The 19,325-nt window shown below is 58.0% G+C and carries 18 protein-coding genes and 1 pseudogene; 10 read left to right on the top strand and 9 right to left on the bottom strand.

Annotated elements, in window-relative coordinates; all coding sequences use genetic code 11:
- The first annotated feature begins 126 nt into the window (after positions 1-126).
- Together C482_RS15910 and hcp are read left to right on the top strand one after the other, a co-directional pair.
- Entirely contained in the window at positions 127-999 is an 873-nt protein-coding gene (locus tag C482_RS15910) for a hypothetical protein (RefSeq protein WP_193787760.1), read from the top strand.
- Positions 1,000-1,596: 597 nt separating this feature from the next.
- Entirely contained in the window at positions 1,597-2,934 is a 1,338-nt protein-coding gene (gene hcp / locus C482_RS15905; RefSeq protein WP_006168751.1) for a hydroxylamine reductase, read from the top strand.
- A gap of 1,172 nt (positions 2,935-4,106) precedes the next feature.
- On the opposite strand, the gene C482_RS15900 is transcribed toward hcp, so the two are convergent.
- Positions 4,107-5,231: an MBL fold metallo-hydrolase gene (locus tag C482_RS15900; RefSeq protein ID WP_006168749.1), complete on the bottom strand. Its 1,125-nt coding sequence runs from the start codon at positions 5,229-5,231 to the stop codon at positions 4,107-4,109.
- 270 nt (positions 5,232-5,501) lie between these two features.
- The gene (locus tag C482_RS15895; protein WP_006168748.1) at positions 5,502-5,903 is read right to left on the bottom strand and encodes a helix-turn-helix domain-containing protein; all 402 of its coding nucleotides are present in this window, start codon (positions 5,901-5,903) and stop codon (positions 5,502-5,504) included.
- Between the two features lie 242 nt (positions 5,904-6,145).
- Between C482_RS15895 and C482_RS15890 the strand changes: the two genes are divergently transcribed.
- The gene (locus C482_RS15890; RefSeq protein WP_006168747.1) at positions 6,146-6,943 is read left to right on the top strand and encodes a ZIP family metal transporter; all 798 of its coding nucleotides are present in this window, start codon (positions 6,146-6,148) and stop codon (positions 6,941-6,943) included.
- 66 nt (positions 6,944-7,009) lie between these two features.
- Positions 7,010-8,254 carry a S8 family peptidase gene (locus tag C482_RS15885; protein WP_083858639.1) on the top strand — a complete coding sequence of 415 codons (1,245 nt, stop codon included), beginning with the start codon at positions 7,010-7,012 and terminating at the stop codon, positions 8,252-8,254.
- A 573-nt stretch (positions 8,255-8,827) separates the two neighbouring features.
- Here C482_RS15885 and C482_RS22475 read toward each other — a convergent pair.
- From C482_RS22475 to C482_RS15865, 5 genes and pseudogenes are all read right to left on the bottom strand, one after another.
- Positions 8,828-9,261, bottom strand: a pseudogene (locus C482_RS22475) (MFS transporter); the annotation flags it as partial.
- 262 nt (positions 9,262-9,523) lie between these two features.
- A complete protein-coding gene (locus tag C482_RS15880) occupies positions 9,524-11,245 on the bottom strand; it encodes a methyl-accepting chemotaxis protein (RefSeq protein ID WP_006168743.1) in 1,722 nt (573 codons plus the stop codon).
- A gap of 100 nt (positions 11,246-11,345) precedes the next feature.
- Positions 11,346-11,807 (bottom strand): YeeE/YedE family protein, encoded by a 462-nt coding sequence (locus tag C482_RS15875; protein WP_006168742.1) that lies wholly within the window; start codon positions 11,805-11,807, stop codon positions 11,346-11,348.
- A 1-nt stretch (position 11,808) separates the two neighbouring features.
- Positions 11,809-12,372, bottom strand: a complete 564-nt coding sequence (locus C482_RS15870) for a YeeE/YedE family protein (protein WP_006168741.1) — start codon at positions 12,370-12,372, stop codon at positions 11,809-11,811.
- A 20-nt stretch (positions 12,373-12,392) separates the two neighbouring features.
- The gene (locus tag C482_RS15865) at positions 12,393-13,586 is read right to left on the bottom strand and encodes an MBL fold metallo-hydrolase (RefSeq protein ID WP_006168740.1); all 1,194 of its coding nucleotides are present in this window, start codon (positions 13,584-13,586) and stop codon (positions 12,393-12,395) included.
- A 246-nt stretch (positions 13,587-13,832) separates the two neighbouring features.
- Between C482_RS15865 and C482_RS15860 the strand changes: the two genes are divergently transcribed.
- The 4 genes from C482_RS15860 to C482_RS15845 all read left to right on the top strand — a co-directional run bounded on the left by C482_RS15860 (position 13,833) and on the right by C482_RS15845 (position 15,763).
- The gene (locus C482_RS15860; protein WP_006168739.1) at positions 13,833-14,078 is read left to right on the top strand and encodes a sulfurtransferase TusA family protein; all 246 of its coding nucleotides are present in this window, start codon (positions 13,833-13,835) and stop codon (positions 14,076-14,078) included.
- 1 nt (position 14,079) lies between these two features.
- A complete protein-coding gene (locus tag C482_RS15855; protein ID WP_006168738.1) occupies positions 14,080-14,670 on the top strand; it encodes a DsrE/DsrF/DrsH-like family protein in 591 nt (196 codons plus the stop codon).
- A 464-nt stretch (positions 14,671-15,134) separates the two neighbouring features.
- Positions 15,135-15,323 (top strand): hypothetical protein, encoded by a 189-nt coding sequence (locus tag C482_RS22760; protein ID WP_006168737.1) that lies wholly within the window; start codon positions 15,135-15,137, stop codon positions 15,321-15,323.
- A gap of 86 nt (positions 15,324-15,409) precedes the next feature.
- Positions 15,410-15,763, top strand: coding sequence for a DsrE family protein (locus C482_RS15845; RefSeq protein ID WP_006168736.1), 354 nt, complete (start codon positions 15,410-15,412; stop codon positions 15,761-15,763).
- 190 nt (positions 15,764-15,953) lie between these two features.
- Here the strand turns inward: C482_RS15845 and C482_RS15840 are convergent, their stop codons facing one another.
- Both C482_RS15840 and C482_RS15835 read right to left on the bottom strand, forming a co-directional pair.
- Entirely contained in the window at positions 15,954-16,589 is a 636-nt protein-coding gene (locus tag C482_RS15840; RefSeq protein WP_193787758.1) for a vitamin K epoxide reductase family protein, read from the bottom strand.
- A gap of 318 nt (positions 16,590-16,907) precedes the next feature.
- Positions 16,908-17,741 carry a universal stress protein gene (locus tag C482_RS15835; RefSeq protein ID WP_006168734.1) on the bottom strand — a complete coding sequence of 278 codons (834 nt, stop codon included), beginning with the start codon at positions 17,739-17,741 and terminating at the stop codon, positions 16,908-16,910.
- Positions 17,742-18,080: 339 nt separating this feature from the next.
- On the opposite strand from C482_RS15835, the gene C482_RS21865 reads away from it, so the two are divergent.
- Positions 18,081-18,227 carry a DUF7512 family protein gene (locus tag C482_RS21865; protein WP_006168733.1) on the top strand — a complete coding sequence of 49 codons (147 nt, stop codon included), beginning with the start codon at positions 18,081-18,083 and terminating at the stop codon, positions 18,225-18,227.
- 3 nt (positions 18,228-18,230) lie between these two features.
- Positions 18,231-19,268 (top strand): sulfite exporter TauE/SafE family protein, encoded by a 1,038-nt coding sequence (locus C482_RS15830; protein ID WP_006168732.1) that lies wholly within the window; start codon positions 18,231-18,233, stop codon positions 19,266-19,268.
- The last annotated feature ends 57 nt before the right edge of the window (positions 19,269-19,325 follow it).

Raw genomic sequence — 19,325 nt, 5'->3', positions numbered from 1 at the left:
CGGACACCGCTGACGCGGTGTCCTTGCTCTCTTCGATTCCACAGCGACAACTGACCAGTATCAACAATCTCCTACAGAAGAGCGATCCAAGTATACGATAATAGTGGCGTCGAACATGCTCTAGCAATCGAACCAGACGGAACGGTCCAAGAGCATGGTCAAGAAGAGTATCCTGCTCCAGAAGAACGGACGTTCGCGGAAGACGAAAGCGTCTCCCAGGCCCGCCGCTTCGCTCGGTGGCACGTCTACCGCGAGAAAGGCTACGACACCGTCCCGAATCCCGACAACCCCGACCGCATCGCGGCTGCCCTGATGGCTGTCCTCGACCTCGAGGACGAGCAGTTTGACGAGTACTTCGGGACGCTGTACGAGCAGATGGCCAGCCATGAGCGGGCTGATCTCACCCCGGTCCTCGACATTCCGAACGAGGTCTACAACGAGGAGTTCATCGTCTACAAGCAAAATATCTACCTGTCGGAGGATCTCGACGCCATTCAGGAGCAACTGCAGCGCCCGGCGGTTGAGGTCCTCGGCGAAGACACCATTCAGGAACTCGTCGACGCCCAAGGCCAGGGACTCGTCGCCAAAGCTCGGTCACTCATTGGCGGTGGAACTGACCAGACTGACGACGAGTTCGACCCTGATATTTCCTTTACGGACCTAACTATCGAGGAGAGTTCAGGGATTGATACGATGTACAGTGAGCCGGACGGCTACAAAACCATCGAGGGCGAAGATCCGATCAACCGCGAGCCAGACGCCCGGATCGAGACGCTCCCGATGGGTTTCACCCGAGCACAGTTCCGTCGACACGTCGGCCACACCCTCGTCTGCCAAATCCGCGATTGCTTCGTCAGCATGGGCGTCGAACCACCAGCACAGTACCGGGTGCTCGGCCACGGCAAGTTCAAGTACTCAGCAAAGTACCGGGACTTCGACTTCTACCCGGACTACTGGGACCACGACGCCCGAATATCGGGCTACGTTTCGCCCGTGTAGGACGGGATGGTACTGTCTCGAATTGTCGAATCAAGTTACTAGAAATCGAAGCGTGTGACCGATGTCACCTTCGGCAAGGGTCAGCCACTCAACAGCACGATTCAACGGGCACTCGGAGAACGCATGACACGGACTCCTCGAACGTCCGCGTTTTTCGATTAGGCTTGTGCGGTCACCTAACCCCGTAGAGAAACCTGATCGAAACATGGTTTCATATGCTGAAGATGCGAGTTGACTGCTTCCACAATTCGTGGGTGGGTATCGAGCCAGCGTTAGAGAATGGCTTGAACAGTTCGTACACTATAGTAGCCGCTGCAAGTCACTGCGCACCTGATCGCACGACGGCAGCGCGGTTCGGAGCGAGTGAACTGAGCGAGAACCGCGAACGTGCGATCAGTGTGNCACGACGGCAGCGCGGTTCGGAGCGAGTGAACTGAGCGAGAACCGCGAACGTGCGATCAGTGTGTAACTAGTTGCAGGTGTTACTATAGCAGCATGACGGGTACAGATAAGTCCTCGGGCGAACGCCTTCCCGTAGGTTACCGCACGATGGGAAGCCTTCGGGGGGTTATCTTTATCGCTCCACGTCTGTCGGCTATGGACTGTAATCAGTGTGAGCAGACTCCCGAAGGTGGCTGTACGACTGTTGGCGTCTGTGGTAAGGAACCTGACCTCAACGGAATGCAGGAACTCGTCATCTACGGACTGAAGGGAATCTCAGCGTATGCGACTCATGCGCGGGACATGGGCTATCGCGACCCCGATGTCGACGGTCTCGTCCACGAGGCGCTGTACTCGACGCTGACGAACGTCAACTTCAGCATGGACGACCACGTCGACCTCGCGATGCGAGCCGGTGACGCCGCCGTTGACGTGATGGAACTGCTCGACAGGGCCCACACACAGGAACTCGGCGTTCCGGAGCCGACCGACGTCTCGCAGAACAACGTCAAAGGAAACTCCATCCTGATAACGGGCCACGACCTCTACGGGCTGCAACAGCTACTTGAGCAACTCGAGGAGGTTGGCGAAGAGATCAATGTCTATACACACTCCGAGATGCTGCCCGCCCACGGCTACCCCGAACTCGCGAAATACGACAGCCTGAAGGGTAACGTCGGCGGTGCGTGGCATGACCAGCGCGTCCTCTTCGCAGACTTCCCCGGCGCGATCATCGGGACGACCAACTGTGTCCAGCCGCCCCGCGAGGAGTACCGCGACCGGTTTTTCACAACCGGCCTCGCTGGGCTGGAGGGCGTCGAATCGCTCGACGGCTACGACTTCGAGCCGGTCATCGAGAAGGCGAAATCGCTGCCGGCGGTCGACTGGGAGCAAGATGGCACTGTAACGACCGGCTTCCACCACGAACCGGTGCTCGATCAGCTCGATGAAATCGTCGACGCCGCTGAATCGGGCAAACTGCGTCACTTCTTCGTCGTCGCGGGCTGTGATGGTCCAACGCCCGGACGTGACTACTACCGCGAACTGGTCAAAGCGATTCCCGAGGATTGCGTCGTCATGACGACCTCGTGTGGCAAGTTCCGGTTCAATGACCTCGAGATGGGAACCGTTCCCGGCACCGAGATCCCGCGGTACGTCGACCTCGGCCAGTGTAACAACTCGATCTCAACGGTGAAGATCGCGTTAGAACTAGCCGACGCCTTCGACTGCGAGGTCAATGAACTCCCGCTGAGCGTCGTCCTCTCGTGGTTCGAACAGAAGGCCATCGCCGTCTTACTCGGCCTGCTCAGTCTCGGTGTCGAAGATATCCGCCTCGGCCCGACAGTCCCCGAGTTCCTTACCCCTGACATCGTCGAGATGCTCAACGCCGAGTTTGGGCTTCAGCCGATCAACGAGCCCAAAATAGACCTGCAAGAGATGCTAGACGAACCGGTTTCTGCCGCACCGACGGGGCCGTCGCCGGCCGATGACTGATCCGAGTCGTTGCGAATCCGAGGACACGCCCTCGGTCACGCGAATCCGTCAAGTGAGACCCTAACCGCGTATCTGTATCTTTACGAAGAGCGCATCATCTATGTTGCAGACCTAGTTTCGCCTGCTAAACTCATCCTCTGGATGTTGCACGCTGTCTTTACCAGTTGACGTATGGGTCACACTATTGGGCACTGTCTAGTTTAGTACCTCCGCTGGCGTCTGTCCGTTGAGTGACTGGTGCGGTCGCTGTGTGTTATCAACTCCAGCGCTTCGCCGATGTACGGTGGAGTCGGTCGCGTCGCCAGGTAGCGAGCCGCTCATTCCCCGACATCAAACCGCTGCATCCGTGATTCTAGATGTCTTCGAAAAGTGACTGTCTCAGCGGGAGGTCATGGGGTTCGATGATCAGGAACGAATCGAACAACCGCTATGTCGTGGTTAGATTCAGCAGGTCGGTGGGGATGCTCCGCAGGAGCAGTACCAACTCCAAGGATACGTCCGAGCAGTCCGTGAGTCTCGACGTATCCAGCGATCAATGAATCACGTTCGTCGTCAGCGAGTTCTCCCATTGCGGTGTATTCTTTCCCACGGAGCCACACGCGACACTCACGAGATTTCTGAAAATTTCGCCACCAGTTGGTCTCTCGTTTTGGGGTCATAGCAATGATTGCACCGTTGAGTTGATGGTACGCTACTGGGAATGTATATCGCTGTCCGCTGTGGCGACCGACGTACGAGACAAGCGCGAGCCAGTCACTCACAATCCAGTGGAAACGTGACCGGAGAAGCGACCGGAACAGTGGGTTTGCGACTCGTGTTTCGATTCGCCGTAGTAACGAGACAACCTGAAGAGACAGAATCATGAGTGCTATTCACAATAGGTGTTCTATACTTACGTACGACCGAGTAATCAAGCTATAGTCAGTTATCTCATTCAAATTGTTGGAGCGACCCGATACACGCTGTGTAGTTAGCTGAATTGAGGCGTTAAGAACCCCCTTCCTCAGCGAGCGTCATCAGAACGCAAAGCGTTCTGAGTAGCAGTCAGAAATCGACGATTTCTGACGACGCCCGACGGCGCGAGCAGGGAGGGAATACAGTGTCGCCCGTCCTTCAAACACTGTTCTATAGCAGGCCCACAGTCCCATGCAATTAATGCGTTCAGTCGCCTGTCAGTTCGCAGCGCAGTTGTTCGGCCCGAGTTCGAGTTCCTCGACATCGCCGTCAGGCTGTTCGGTGCCCCAGTTGATCTGCTTGATCTCGTTGTAGTTCGCCGGTTCGTCGGCTAGACTGTCGACGATCGTCTCGACGAATGCGTCCTCGTCGCCGGCGTCGACGTAACTCAGCAGTTCGTTCGTCGTCGCGGCTCGCAGCTCACCGAGGTCAGTTGCCAGTGGCCTGATTGACTCGTCGCTGAAGTGGCCAGGCAGCACAACTCGGTCGTCGTCGAATTCCGTCACGCGCTCGAGGCTGTCGAACAACTGGCTCGCAGCCGTTCGGACGGCATCCTCCGCACTGTCTTCGAGGTCTGGCCGGCCGACGCTGCGGAGGAACAGCGTGTCGCCGCTGAGCAGCGTGTTACCGAACGCGAACGAGACGCTGCCTGGCGTGTGCCCCGGCGTGTAGATCACGTCCAGGTCGCGTTCGCCGACGGCAATTAACTCCCCATCTCCGAGTTCCGTAACGCTGTCGAGTGCGCCCGTATCAGCTTCGTGGAGATAGTACGGGACATCGAGTTCACCGGCGAGCTGTCGCGCACCTGAGACGTGGTCAGCGTGGGCATGTGTATCCGCGACGCCGACAATCGTCAGCCCGCGCTCGTCGGCCGCACTCAGATACTTGTCGATGTACTGGCTCGGATCGACAACGACGGCGTCTCCGTCATCGTGAACGAGATACGAGAGACAGCCCGTTCCCGGGCGAACGATCTGGACAACACCGTCGACACACTCGACCTCGTACTGGCGGTGGACGCGGCCCCACCCGTTCATCCCATCCGCGACCGACTTCGCGTTAAAACCATGCGTCCGAAGGAACTCTGCCGCTCGCGCCGACGTTATCCCCGCGACACACATGACCGCAATCTCCGTCTCTTCAGGCAACTCGTCTACGTGCGACTCGAGTGTCGAGTAATCGTACTCGAGTAACTCGTTGTAGATCGGGAGGTTGGTGCTCCCCTCGATCCGCCACTCGTCGTACTCGGCCTCGTTCCTGACGTCAAGGACGAACAGCGGCGCGGAGTCGTCGGTCTGGAGACGCCGCGAGACGTCGGCTGGGCCGATAGTAGTATTGCTCATTCTACCCAATATAACCTTCCGGCCGTTATTAAATATACTGGTCAGGTGACTCACCTGTTCCGTCGTAGCGCACGTACGAATCGTCCTACAACGAAGAGCGACGGTTTCTGGACGAATACCCGACGGGAGACGAAGGGTTGTGGCGAGAGGGTACTCGAGTAGAAATTCGTCTCGTTGTCACACTCTTGAATGACTGCCTGAACTCAGCGTTCACATCGTTCGTGTCGCACTTCCCTGTAGCGAGTTGCAGCGGTGTTGCGCTGTTCCCACTCAGCTCTGTGCTGGAGCGCCGGCGCTCGTTTCGTCGTACTTGTCTTCGAACTCCTGGATGAGTTGGCCCATCTTGGCGTACCAGTCGTTCAGCATCCGCTGCATATCGCTTGCAATCTGGTCCGGGTCGGTTGGGTAGTAGACGTGGTAGTAGCCGCCTTGATCGTAGTTGATCTGCTCTTTCTGGATGAAGCCGCTCTGGAGGAGGCGCTGAATCGAGCGGTAGGCAGTCGACCGCTCGCGGTCGACACGTTCTGCGACTTCGTCGATCGTCAGGGGCTCTTCACTTTCGACCATTGCGCGAAAGCACTCCTTGTCCAGTTGCTTCAGGCCGTGGATACACTCTAACAGCCCTTCACACTGCATATCCTGCTGGAGTTGTTCAGATAATGAGTTGGACATGTTGATAGTACGTCTATGGCTCGTGTGCGTATAAGGGTTGTGTGAGTGTTGTGCAATCTTGCTTGGCAAAGTCCGACGAGTCGTATCGCTCTGGTGACAGCCCTGAACAGACTGCACCAGTGGTATGTCCACTACCGACTCTGTTGTCAACGGTCCACCGTCCACCTGTCTGAAGCGACGACTACACAGCCACTACGTTGGCACTGGTACTTTGTTGGTGCCCGTCGATAGGTACTGTCCAGATGGTGTTGGTCGAACAGCTCGCGCTGGTCTTTTTCGCCGGACTCGTGACGGCCCTCGCCACCGGCCTCGGTGCACTCCCGTTTTTCTTTTTCGACGAGATCAGCGACCGCCGAACCGTTCTCCTGTGGGGATTCTCGTCGGGAATCATGCTCTCGGCGTCTGTTTTTGGTCTCCTCGACGAGGGGTTGGCCGAGGGAACCGTCGTCGAGGTCACTCTCGGTGCCGCAGCCGGCGTGATACTGGTCGTCGTTGCACGGGACGTCCTGCTCGACGCTGAGATCGATCCGCGAGAGTACGAGCAGGCCGATTTCACCAAACTCGTGCTCATCCTCGGGGTGTTGACGGTACACAGCTTCCCGGAGGGGATCGCGGTCGGTGTCGCGTTTGCCGACCTCGGACTCGCGGGCGGGCTTTCGATTCTCGGATTTTCCGTGCCGCTGCTCGCTGTTTTCATGACGATCGCGATTTCGATTCACAACATCCCAGAGGGAACCGCGATCTCCATCCCGCTGCGAACGATGGGTGTCACCAACTGGAAACTCGTCTGGTGGGCAGTCTTCTCGAGCCTCCCACAGCCGGTTGGTGCGGTCATCGCCTTCGCGTTCGTCCAGACGGCACGGGGGTTTCTCGCGGTTGGCTTCGGTTTCGCCGCGGGTGCGATGATCTATCTGGTTCTTACCGAATTCGTCCCGGAAGCGCTCTCGATCGGCGAGCAACTCCCGCGTGGTGGAAAGCCAGAACTCGCTGCTGGCGTCACACTTGGTGTCTTGCTTATGATTCCGCTTGCAACGATCTGATCTAATTCTCATCTCTGAGAAAACCATCAGATATTATAATAAATGATTGCTTATGGTTGAGGTGGTATGGCACACCAACGACAGACACGCCGGCGGGTACTACGGGGAATCACAGCAACGGGCCTGACGCTTGGGATGATTGGGACTGGCAGCGCGCAGTCGTCGTCAACGTACGTCGTCACCGGGGGAAGACGCTCGCGCCTCGAGAACGTAGGTGCAACGATCACGCGCGAACTCGCGAACAAATCCGTGTTTATCGTCTCAGCAGACGACGGCGCTGTGGACGACTTGCGCTCCGTTTCGGGTGTCAGTGGCGTCACGGAAAACTTTGAGGTCGACCACGACGGACCGATTTCGGAGGCAGAGCCACAGACGACTGGCGACGCCGACCTTACCGAGAATCAGTGGGACAAGGAGATTACGGATACCTTTGCGGCTCACGACTACGCGACCGGTGCAGGAACGCGAATCGTCATCGCCGACACCGGTGTCGACGGAACACATCCGGATCTGGAGGGTAACTTTAACGAAGAGTTGAGCGTCTCGTTCGTCGACGGTGGCGAAAAAGATGACCACATCGGTGACACCGGTGACCACGGCACGCACGTCGCCGGCACCGCAGCTGCAACCGGTGCAGAGGGGGTCACCGGAACCGCACCTGACGCCGAACTCATCTCCGTTCGCGTCCTCGGGGAAGACAGCAGTACGTTCGCAGACATTCTCGCCGCGGTGGACTACACCGCCGAGATCAGTGCCGACGTCGCAAACTACAGTCTCGGTGCGGGTCCGTTCCCACCAGAGGCCAACAGCGACGGTACTCGAGTCGCTGTTCAAAAGGTGATGCAAGATGTCGCCCGCCGTGGAACGGTGTCGACAGTCTCTGCGGGCAACGCCGCGACCGATCTTCAGCGGGGTGGTCTGTTCTACCTGCCGGGGACCGTCCAGGGTGTGCTGACGATTTCGGCGAGCGGCCCGAGCGACAACCTCTCGTTCTACTCGAACTACGGGACAAGTGAGATTGCGGTCGGCGCACCCGGTGGTGGCCGGGCGACACTCGAGGAGACTGCCGTTCCCGATGATCTGGTCTTCTCGACCGAGCCAGACGGGACCTACGGCTGGAAGGCCGGCACGTCGATGGCTGCTCCGCAGGTTGCGGGACTGGTCGGGCTCGTGCGCGAACTCGAGCCCGATGCACACGCGAACCAGGTCGAGAACGCGATCGCGCATGGTGCGGAACTCGTTCCGGGACGCAGCAGCCCCGAGTTTGGAGCTGGTCGAATCAACGCTCTGAACACGGTCACCAACCTGTAGGAAGCGCCGGAACAGCGGCTGTGGGTATCGTCTTTTTTCTTTGGTGGACTATCGCTTCCCAATTATCAGCTATCGACTATCGTCTATCGTCTATCAGCCACCAACTATCGATTACTGCCTATCGACCAGTTGTCCGGTCACTGTGAGACACTTAGGACGATCTTGGACCGCCGCCCTGTTTCAAACGAGTTCGACACTCACTCGAGTTCGTACCGTGCAACTTCCGTAGATCCGCATGCCGAACATGTCGTCACATCATCGTCGTCGATGGAGACACCACAGTGTCGGCACTCGTAGATTGTGTTATCTTCTCGAACGGCAGCAACCAGATGGTCGAGGTATGTAGAGAGCATGGAGGCGGGTAGTAGCTTTCTCTACCAGCGTGAGTGGTATATATCCTCCCAAACCGGAGTGAAACTGAAATACTGCTGGAGAGGCGTTCACGACCCATTATTCTATGCGACAACAGCAAATATCATACGACCGACGATATGGGAAATCGGACGTTCTTGTCAATAGAACGGTTCGGATCGGTGTCCTGTCAACGGTAGGCGGTCTCAGCGTCTGATTCACTGGTATCCAGAACGTGAGTGCGATCACGACTGCCATGGTCACGGCCAGGGCGATGTCTTCCTGATCGAAGTAGCCGTTGTCGCCGATCACGCCGAATATCACGGGTCCTGCAGCGGCCAGCGACGCAGAGACCGTCCGGACGATGCTGTGCCCAGAGCCTTGCATCTCTTTGGAGAACGAGTTTGCGAGGGACGACTGGGTGACCGCCCGGTTCCGAGTATCGTGCTGATCAACGCTGTGATCCCGACGAGCAGCCAGCCACTATCGACGAACGGCAACAGGAGAAAGCCAGCCACGGCTGGCGTCAGAATGCCGATCAGCGCGATTCGCATGCCAATTCTGTCGTACGCCGTGCCAGCCGCAGGTTTGACGAGTACACCAACGGCAAAGAAGAAGCCAAACAGCACGCTCGTCGTCGTTGGCGACAACTTCTTCGTTCACACCTCTCCGGATACTACACAGCCGCCCGGTACAGCGTCGTCGTCACACACGTTGCTCTCGAGACGATCGGTTCTGCCGCTACCTATAGTAGCCACTGAAAGTCAGTACACACCTAATTGCACGGAGGCTATGCGATTGATGTGTAAACAGTTTCAGTTGTTACTATAGTTATTTCGTGCTGCAACGGTCCCGTTTCCTCCGAACGTATTCGCCAAGAAGCTGATTCACGCTCGCAGTGCCGATTGCTCAGTTGCCTCACCCGACTGTGAACGACTCGAGTTGTTCGTTCAGTTCGGTGGCGGTGTCGGAGAGTGAGTGAGTGGCCCCAGCGATTTCTGAAACTGTTGCTGTTTGCTCCTCGGCGGCTGCTGCAACGCTACTGGTCTCTCTGAGTGTTCGTTTGCTTTGGTCGGTTGCATTATCGACCATGGCGACGACCTGTTGGCTGGTGTTGGACTGCTCGGCCGTTGCGCTGTTGATCGATTGTACGCCGTCGTTTGCATTCTGGACACTGTCAGCGATCGCTTCGAGGATTTCGAGACTTTCCTCGATCGTTTCTGCACCGTCGGTGACTGCCTGTTGCATCGCCCGGATCTCCTGAACGGCGTCCTGTGCTGACGCCTGTACGTCAGTGACAATTTCGTCGACTTCCTCGGTTGCGGTTCCGGTTTCGGCAGACAGCGATTTCACTTCCTGGGCGACGACGGCAAATCGTTTTCCGTCATCGGTTGCACGTGCTGCTTCAATTGACGCATTGACGGCGAGCAGATTCGTCTCTTCTGCAATCTCGTCGATGAGCGTCACGATTTCTGTCACTTCGGTGAGCTCCTCGTCGAGCGTTTTGATCCGGTCTCCAATCGTCTTCGTCTGCTGCTCGATTCGCTCGAGTGCCTCGATCGCATCGCTTGCCGTTTCGCGCCCAGCTCGTGCATTTGTGGCCGCCTGATCAGACAGTTCCGCGACGCCGTCTGCCGTCGAGGCAATCTCTTCGATCGTCGCGGATAGATCGGTCATTTCAGCGAGGACCGCTTCGAAGCGGTTGTTTTGTTCGTCTGTCGCAGCCGATATTTCGTCTGCAGAGTGGCTGACCTCCGTGCTTGCCTGTTCCATTTCGGAGACACTCGCAGAGACCTCCGCACCAACCTGATCGACCTCGTCTGCCATTTTCTGGATGTTCTCGAGCGTGCCAGCGACATCGTCCAGCATGGTGTTCAGCCCGTTCCCGATTTCGACCATTGCCTCGTGATCGCTCTCGATCGTCACCCGGTGTGTGAAATCCCCGTTGGCACACTGTTCTAACACCGCCTGACACCGCTTGGCGTCTGCTTCGAGCATCGTGTTTTGCCGTTCGACTTCCTGTCGTTGCTGGTCGATTTCTGCTCGGCGCTTCTCGAGTGCAGTAATTCGCTCCTCGAGTCCGGTTCGCATCTGTTCGAGCGACTCGCCGAACTCGCCGGGAACGTCCGTCGTGAGCACGTCTGCAGAGAATTCTTCGCGAGCAAGCGCATTTGCCTGGTCGGCGACGGTCGTGAGGTACGCGTGCATCTCGACGATTGATTCTTGCAGTTTGCCTACTTCGTCAGACTGGTCGGTAGTGGTGGGCTGTGTGTGTAGATCGCCACTTGCAATATCGGTAGCGACGCTCTGCATCTCTTGTAGTGGCCGAATAATATCTTTCCTCGCGATGAGCATCGTGTTCACGAACGCGATAATCGCCAGTAGAAAGACGATTGCAGTGAGTACGATTTGTGTCGTCGGGAAGACGGCAAACGCCTCTCCGGGCCCGAGAAATACGAGTGGGAGTGCGAACACGGCGATTGTCGAGAGGAATTGTAACACAACCGCTGCCATCATCTTGCGCTCGGTGCTCTCCGTAATCCCCAGCCGATCCATACTGTCCCAGAGAAGTGACTCGTAGTGGTGTCTGAAGGCTGCGTTGCCGGCAGCGTCAGTCCGGTTGCTCGAAGCGGTTGCCATGACTATGCAATCCGACGAGTGATACTTAAACCGAGACGGGGTCTCCCAGCGTTTTGGAAGCCTAGACGAGGTGACGAACGCAGTATGCCACGATCTGGCGTTAGTCTGTGTTCGTTGCTTGTGTCTTCGTGCGAGCACGCTGGCTGCGCCAATAGCCCTGCATGTAGGCACCGACGAACATGCCGGCGAGTGCCCACAGGATGGTGACGTTGCCGACGCCGAGGCTGGCGTAGGCTGCACCGGGACAGATGCCGGAGAGTCCCCAGCCGACGCCGAAGATTGTGCCCCCGATCAGGACGTTGCGGTCGAAGGCTTTCAGCCGTCGGCCGTAGATGTTGCCTGTCAGCGGTGCGCGGTCGAATAGTCGGGGCACTAGCGCGAAGGCGATGCCGGTGACGACCGCCGCGCCGCCCATGACGAACAGCAGCCCGAAGTCTTCGAACTGCAGGAAGTTCAGGACGACTTCCGGGCGAGCCATGTGGCTGAAGCCAAGGCCGAAGCCGAAGATCAGGCCGCCGACGAAGATCAAGGGTATGAACAGCGGATGGCGTTTCTGCGTCATTCTACGGACTCACCCCCAGCGCCATTACGACCTGTGCCGTCCCAATCGCGACGGTCAGGAAGGTGATCACGCCGACGATCGACGTCTTCGACGCTGAGCCGACGCCACAGACGCCGTGGCCCGACGTACAGCCCTTGCCGATCCGGGTGCCAATCCCGACCAGAATCCCGCCGAGGAACAGCCGCCACGGCTGCACGTCAGTCAGCCAGAGGGTGATCCCGCCGACATCGTATACTTGGCCCGTCGCTCCTGACTCGTAGAGGCCACTCGAGACGACTCCCGACTGAAACGTCACCGCATAGACGAACGCGCCCGCGATGATCCCGAGCGTGAAGACGACGCGCCAGTCCCGCGAGGAGATGTATCGTTGGAATCGCGACTGGTCAGAGACGTACGATAGCGTCGATTCGAGGAACGTACTCGCGCCGGCCGAAATGCCGGTGCCGAGGTAGATACCGACGGCACCGAGTCCGACGAGGAGCCCACCGACGGCGTACCGGCTGATGCCGGCGGGAAACAACGACTCGTACAGCGCGGGTGCGAAGAGTTCGAGTTCAGTTACCATTCGACTGGTGGATGAGGGAGTTAGTCACCGGCCAGCGACTCCTGGCTGGCGGCGCAGTTGTTTGGGCCGAGCTCGAGTTCGAACGCCTCCTCGTCGCCGGTCTCTTGCTGGCCGAGATTTGTCGCGATGATCTGCTCGTAGTTGGCCGGACGAGGCGGCATATCCGAGAGGATCACCTCGACGAAGTCGTCTTCGTCCATCGTCAGGGCAGCCATGTTGTCCTCGAGTTGGCCGATTGGTGCGGTGTAGGTACCGTCCTCGGCGGGCACAGCCGAATCACTGACGTGAGCGCCGCCGACGAGTGTCTCGTCGTGGAGCGAGAGCACGCGCTCTTGCAGGGACTCGTAGAGCTGTTTGGCGGCATCTTCGGCACCCTCGTCGCCTTCTTCGAGGTCGGGGCGGGCAACGCTCTCGATGAACAGGCCGTCGCCGGTCGCAAGTAGTTCACCGTCGATCAGGTACGATGTCATTCCGGACGTGTGGCCGGGCGTGGAGACGGTTTCGATGGTGGCGTCACCGACGTGGAACTCGTCGCCGTCGTCGGCCACCGTTACATCGTCGGCGTAGGTGACGCCGCGGTCGACTGCGGCTGCAGGGATGACGGCTTCGACGCCTTCTGCGCCGAGGTTTCGAACGCCCGAGATGTGATCCGCGTGGATGTGCGTGTCGATCGCGTATTGCAGGTCGACGCCGAGTTCGTCGGCGTCCTGAAGATAGCGGTCAGTGAACGCGCGTAGTGGGTCGATGACGGCTGCTTCGTCGCCGTCGTGGAGGAGGTAGCCGAGACAACCCGAGGAGGGGCGCTGGTACTGGAGAAGCGTCCCCGTGCCGTCATAGTGCTCGACTTCGACGGCCTCGTAGATGCGCGCCCAGCCGTTCATCCCGTCTTCGAGATGGTCCACGTTGTAGCCCGCTTCTTTGAGGGAGCCAGCGACGAACTCGCTGGCACCGCCTTTTGCACAGAGGACCGTGATTGCCTGATCACCCGGTATCTGTGCAAGGATGTCGTCATCGATCTCCTCGTTGAGGAAGTTGAAGTACGGGACGTTAATCGACTCGACGCTCTCGCCGTCGATCTTCCACTTGTCGTAATCTGTTTCCATTCGAGCATCAAGGAGTGTGACGCCCTCGTTCGCGTCGATACGTGCTTTCAACTTAGCTGGCGTCACCGACTCGATCTCGACATCCGGCGTTGGAAAGTCCATCTCATCCATGGTGTACACATCCCAGTATCGGTCGTATCCACTTAAGACTTCGTATGGTTTTCCCCAAACTGCACAATACAGTGTCTTTCGACAATCCGTGGTAAATCATACGTGTGCTCGTGTGGTGCTCTCTCAACGGCAGAATAACTCTGTGAGGACTCTGCGGATGTTCTCTATCTGCACAATAACCGATATCCTTTTATACACACGGTCAGTATTGTGGGGTAGCTCCAATATAGAGCACAGATATCAACTATGAGCTCGGAATACGATGCGACTGAGACACTCGACGTGAAAGGACAGTCCTGCCCAATGCCTATCGTCAAAACCAAACAGGCCATCGACGATCTCGAGAGCGGCGATCTTCTCGAAGTTGTCGCGACTGACTCTGGCAGTATGAGCGACATTCAGGGCTGGGCGGCTGGGACCAGTGGGGTCGAACTCCTCGATCAGGTCGAGGACGACGATCTCTACACTCACTACGTCAAGAAAACGGAATAACATGAGTACGGACAACCCAACGCCGTCAGCGGACGATGCCGACCCTGCGTCCGACGCCGCCGAACTGCAGGCACTTCGCGAGCGAGTCGACGAGCTCGAAGCGTCTCTGAGCGAACTGGACGACGGCAACGAGCAACAGAAGCTGACGATCGTTGCTACCCAGGGTAGTTTCGACATGGCGTACCCGCCGCTGATCCTTGGGAGCACGGCCGCTGCCTTCGGCTGGGATGTCGTCGTCTTCCACACGTTCTGGGGGCTCGATATCCTCCACGAGAAGAAATCGAAGAACCTCAAACTGAGTGCTGTTGGAAACCCTAACATGCCGATGCCGAACGCACTCGCTGCGATCCCTGGTATGGACCGCATGGCGACGCGAATGATGGAGAAGAAGATCGACGAGAACGGAACCGCGACCATCGAGGAACTGATCGATCTCTCACTCGAGACCGGTGTGGATCTGCAGGCGTGCCAGATGACGGTTGAATTGATGGACTACGACGAAGACGACTTCTACGACGGCGTCACGACCGGCGTCGGTGCGGCAACTGCACTGCAGCATATGGCTGAGTCCGATATTCAGCTGCTGGTGTGATTCGGTCCGCTGCATACTGCAGCGAACTGTCGAGTGCTGTCGAGTGCTGTTGTGTGCTGTCGTGTGTATGTGTGTATTGCGGTAGCGAGGAGCGGCTCTGGACGGCGGAGAGGCAACACTTTTCGAGGTTCAGTGCCCGCAGCTGCGATGTCCACAGCTAGTTGCATTGCTGGGGGTTCTCAACAGCTGACGTGAACCGGCGGTAAAGCGGTGCACTTGTCGTCACAGCACTTGCGGGGTGTAACGACGAAAACGATACCGACGATGGAGAACCGAACGGAGATGAACCCGACGCGAACGGTGCAACTGACGACGACTGGGAGGACGTCGACGAGTTCTATTTCGAGGGCCGCACTCAGGCATGGACGGGGCTAGAACCCAGTGTCATCGACGGCGAAGATAACCCGACCATCACGCTTATCGAGGGGAACGAATACGACTTCAGGTGGGTCAATGCCGACGGCATGACGCACAATGTAGAGATTCGAGACGAAGACGACGAAATCGTTGATGATTATCAAAACGACGACGTCACTGAGGAAGGTGAGGAGACGACGCTCAAGTGCGTCGTCGCATCCGAGGAGATGTCCGTCTACATCTGTACGTACCACGAGTCGACGCAGGTCGGCGACATACCGATCCAGACGAGTTGATCGACGGCCGCTCTCGATGCTGTCTGGTTTGTCCTCTCGCTCGAGCGAGCGAGATGTTTATATTATTGGACGCACAATACAATTCCGTGAACTCACAGCAGTCTGAATCATCGGCCGACAGTATCGGAATCGTTCTCGAGACGGCAGACCCAGAACGGGTCTGGAACGCGTTTCGCCTCGGGATCACAGCGGTTTCAGACGGACACGAGGTCTCGATGTTCCTTCTGGGAGAAGGGGTCGAGGCCGAGGAGAGTACAGCCGAACAATTCGATGTTCGTGATCGGATGGAAGCGTTCGTCGATGCCGGCGGCGACTTACAGGCGTGTGGAACGTGTCTCGAAATCCGAGACAGCGAGGAAAGCGAGTACTGTCCGGTGTCGACGATGTCGGACCTTCTCGAGATCGTCACCTTGTCCGATCGCGTGCTGACGATCGGCTAGTCGACGGCCCACACAACCACCAGTATCGTTCTACGCTTCTTTCGAGTTGGCCACAGCGGAGCGCGAAGACCGGCTGTTCTCGATTGTGTAGGGGGTCTGTCTGGGTACCACTGCCGTCGCTGCTTATTCGCAAACGTGTTCTGAGAACGAGTGTGCCGACGCTATATGATTATTCCCCAAACGCAACTGTTCAGACGAACGGGACGGCGTCCGGCAGCGGAAGCATTGGCACGAGGAACAGCCCCGCGAGCGTGACCAGTCCCATGAGCACTGGAACGAGCACGACCGCGTAGTTCGTCTGTTCGAGCACCCGACCAAGGTCGCTCCCCATGTTCGACAGCGATGGCGTCGTACTCTGCCGAAGAATCACCAACTCGAGTGCAAACAGGATGACTGTCGCCCCTGCGGACACCATACAGAACGGGCAGATTTCACCGATGACGCCCAGCTGCAGGTAGACGAAGTACGCCGAGAAGGCGACGCCACTTGCCGTAATCGGCGTCAGAATCTTGATGAGCAGCGGGTGTCGAGTGTCGAACCACCAGAGTGCAAGCCCAATCGTCGTCAGATAGTAGAATCCACCCAGGGTTGCGAGCGGAATCCCAAGGACGTAGGCCCATTGGCTGGTGATCACTTCGATGCTTCCCTGCACCGACGCGTCAGCCGGTATTGCGGGGATTGCAAACAGGTGTATCGCCGTTAGAACGACCGTCACGAGCCAGCCGAGTACTGCAACGAGCGAGAACGCGCCGAACAATGCCGATACTCGGGGTGAGTACTCCCAGTCGTAATCGAACTCCATCGGCCGCGCTATTTCTGTTGACATACAATACTGGGTTGGCAGGGGCAGTACAAAAGAGTTGTGCACTACCCACAATTCTAAAAACTGGGGCCGGACATCTTTCTCGAAACAACCCCTTCCTAATACGGTCCTCTGCAGATCTGACGTCCCCTCTACCGGCGACAAATGCGGACTGGTGATCATCGCTGCTCGGTGCTTGTTGATCAATACCGGTTGCTCCGGTGTGTCAGTACAGGTATTTTGCGGAGGCAGTATTGCACCGATAAGTCACTACGTCAGCCGCAAGCAGTTACTATTGTGCCGTGGGTTCAACACAGGTGTGTGGCGTTAGCCCTCTTCGCGTCAGGACGGTGGCACGAGCAGTACGTTTCCGTTCGATTGCGTGACGAGGTCTTCTGAGACACTTCCGAGTAGGAGCCGCCGAAGCCGACTATGGCCGCGCGAGCCAACCAGAATCGTCGTCGGATCGACGGCGTCTTCGACGGCGAGAATCTCGTCAGCTGGGTCTCCCTGGCGACGTTCGATCTGTGTCTCGATTCCCCACTCTTCGAGTTGCGCTGCCAGTTCGCTGAGTCGTGTGTCGGGGTCGTCGTCGGAGGGTTCCGGATCTTTCGGTGTCTCGACGTGGACGAGCGTCGCCTCCTGCGCCGCGTGCCGGAGGTACGAGAACGCCTCGAACGCGCGATCAGCGTTTTCGGAGAAATCAGTCGCGTACAACATCCGCTGGAAGAGGTGTTGTCTCACGACGGCCGGATCGTCTGCCTCGCGCTCGACTCGGTTGACGAGCAGCGGGGTCTCGGTCGTTCGAGCGAGGTTGCGCGCCGTCGATCCAATAACGCGGTTCTCGAGTGGGCTCTTCCCGCGCGAGCCGACGACCGTCAGACTCGCGCCGATCGTTTCGGCGATTCCGCGGATTCGACGGTGTGGTGTTCCGCGGACCACGTGTGTCTCGACATCGAAGCCAGCGCGTTCGATAACACCCTCGTAGTTTCGAATCGCGTTCCGACGCCGTTTCTCGAAGTCGATCGCGGGCATGCCCGCGTAGACGTTCGACGGGATGACCGTCACGAGGTGCATCTCCTCGATGCCGATTCGGCCCAGACACGCGAGACAGGTTTCGTTCTCGATGGTTGCCTCGCTGGCAGCCGAGAGGTCAGTAGCGAGTACCGCTTTCATACTGGATGTAGGTGTTGACGATATAATATTGTTTGGGTGGGACAATACGGAGGGTTAGTCTGCGTGCCAGATGTGTCTGCTGTGGCAACCGGTCTGACCGATAACTGACTGTCGTTCCTGTCCGGGGCCTGACGTGGCGCGCCACACGTTCTGCAGCAGTCAACTCTGGTAGCTATATCTTCATAACGTATGAGAATATCTCCATTGGATAGCCGTTACATATCTTGCAGTAATATTGTTCTATATTCCCAAAAGCGTTATACACCAGACTCGGGTAGTGATGAGTGAGTAGCAATCCATGATCCGCACACAACCGAACTCGAGCGGAGGTCGAAACGCATGATCGAGTCCGCTGCCCTTTCGGGCCCAGTACAGGCCACGCTCCTCGTTGGCGCCATCTTCGCACAGGCGGTTTTCCTCTATGCCGGCTACGGCGTCCTCGAGCGGGTTGCAATGTCACTCCTCGAAACGATCACGGACGCATAATCAATGGAAATACTGGGACTCAGTCTGGGACTGCTGGTGCTGTTCGTGAGCTTCGGCTTCATGGTCGGTGTTCTCTTCGGATTCTTCGGTATGGGCGGTTCGTTTCTGATCACGCCGACGCTGCTGTTGCTCGAGTATCCGGCATCAGTCGCGATCGGTAGCGGACTGGCGTTTTATTTCGGCACCTCCGTGATTGCCGTCCTGAAGCACTACGATATCGGACAGGTCGACTACAAGCTTGGTGCGATTCTGTTCGTCGTCCTCTCGGTGGGGATCGAGCTCGGAAGTCGACTCGTGTTCGGCCTCGAAGCGCTGGGTATTGCTGACCTCGTCACGGGCGTCGCGTACGTCGTCTTGCTGGCGGGAATCGGGGCGCTGTTCTTGCGCCGGGCGTACAACCTGGATGACGATCTGGACGAGGCGGTCGATGATGAGGACACTGTCGATGACGAAGAGATACCTCCGATTGCGCAGAAGATCCAGTCGTACACTGTTCCCCCGATGATCTCCCTCTCCTCGGGTGGCCGCGCGTCGGCGTGGACGATCACGGGTGCCGGCGGTAGCGTCGGTCTCATCTCGGGGCTGATCGGCGTCGGTGGTGGATTCATCCGTATGCCTGTGATCTACTATCTGATCGGCACGCCGCTCACTGCCGCGGTCGGGACCAGTCTGTTCGCCGGGCTGTTCTCGGGTGCGTTCGGGACCTTCACGTACGGCATGTCCGGCAGCGTCGACCTGACGGTCGTTTCCTTGCTCCTGGTCGGCAGTGCTCTCGGTGCCAGAATCGGCTCGGCGGCGACGACGATCGTCGACGAAGACGAGGTGATCGTCTACTTCGGGCTGATGATGGTGTTCGCAAGCGTCGGCATTGGCCTCAGCGAACTCGCGAACTGGTTGGGAACCGGCGCGCTCGACCTGGTGAGCGTTCTCCTGCTCGTCGGTTCATCGTTCGCCGTCGCCTTGATGATCCTCTATCAGGTGTTCACGTCGATCAATGCGGACGAGACGAGTACGCAGCCAAACCCTGACAGTGGTGACTGATGCACTCGATGATGTACAGTACGGACACGACTAATCCGGACGCCATCGACGGACGGA

The organism is Natrialba chahannaoensis JCM 10990 (assembly GCF_000337135.1).
Taxonomy (GTDB): domain Archaea; phylum Halobacteriota; class Halobacteria; order Halobacteriales; family Natrialbaceae; genus Natrialba; species Natrialba chahannaoensis.
Note: the sequence above shows the minus strand (reverse complement) of the source record. Positions and strands in the feature narration are given on the sequence as shown.

Coding starts and splice junctions, on each gene's coding strand:
- C482_RS15860 (WP_006168739.1), top strand. CDS start 13,833: ATGAGCTCGGAATACGATGCGACTGAGACACTCGACGTGAAAGGACAG.
- C482_RS15880 (WP_006168743.1), bottom strand. CDS start 11,245: ATGGCAACCGCTTCGAGCAACCGGACTGACGCTGCCGGCAACGCAGCC.
- C482_RS15885 (WP_083858639.1), top strand. CDS start 7,010: ATGGCACACCAACGACAGACACGCCGGCGGGTACTACGGGGAATCACA.
- C482_RS15900 (WP_006168749.1), bottom strand. CDS start 5,231: ATGAGCAATACTACTATCGGCCCAGCCGACGTCTCGCGGCGTCTCCAG.
- C482_RS21865 (WP_006168733.1), top strand. CDS start 18,081: ATGATCGAGTCCGCTGCCCTTTCGGGCCCAGTACAGGCCACGCTCCTC.
- C482_RS15875 (WP_006168742.1), bottom strand. CDS start 11,807: ATGACGCAGAAACGCCATCCGCTGTTCATACCCTTGATCTTCGTCGGC.
- C482_RS15835 (WP_006168734.1), bottom strand. CDS start 17,741: ATGAAAGCGGTACTCGCTACTGACCTCTCGGCTGCCAGCGAGGCAACC.
- hcp (WP_006168751.1), top strand. CDS start 1,597: ATGGACTGTAATCAGTGTGAGCAGACTCCCGAAGGTGGCTGTACGACT.
- C482_RS15855 (WP_006168738.1), top strand. CDS start 14,080: ATGAGTACGGACAACCCAACGCCGTCAGCGGACGATGCCGACCCTGCG.
- C482_RS15865 (WP_006168740.1), bottom strand. CDS start 13,586: ATGGATGAGATGGACTTTCCAACGCCGGATGTCGAGATCGAGTCGGTG.
- C482_RS15870 (WP_006168741.1), bottom strand. CDS start 12,372: ATGGTAACTGAACTCGAACTCTTCGCACCCGCGCTGTACGAGTCGTTG.
- C482_RS15895 (WP_006168748.1), bottom strand. CDS start 5,903: ATGTCCAACTCATTATCTGAACAACTCCAGCAGGATATGCAGTGTGAA.
- C482_RS22760 (WP_006168737.1), top strand. CDS start 15,135: ATGACGCACAATGTAGAGATTCGAGACGAAGACGACGAAATCGTTGAT.
- C482_RS15890 (WP_006168747.1), top strand. CDS start 6,146: ATGGTGTTGGTCGAACAGCTCGCGCTGGTCTTTTTCGCCGGACTCGTG.
- C482_RS15840 (WP_193787758.1), bottom strand. CDS start 16,589: ATGTCAACAGAAATAGCGCGGCCGATGGAGTTCGATTACGACTGGGAG.
- C482_RS15830 (WP_006168732.1), top strand. CDS start 18,231: ATGGAAATACTGGGACTCAGTCTGGGACTGCTGGTGCTGTTCGTGAGC.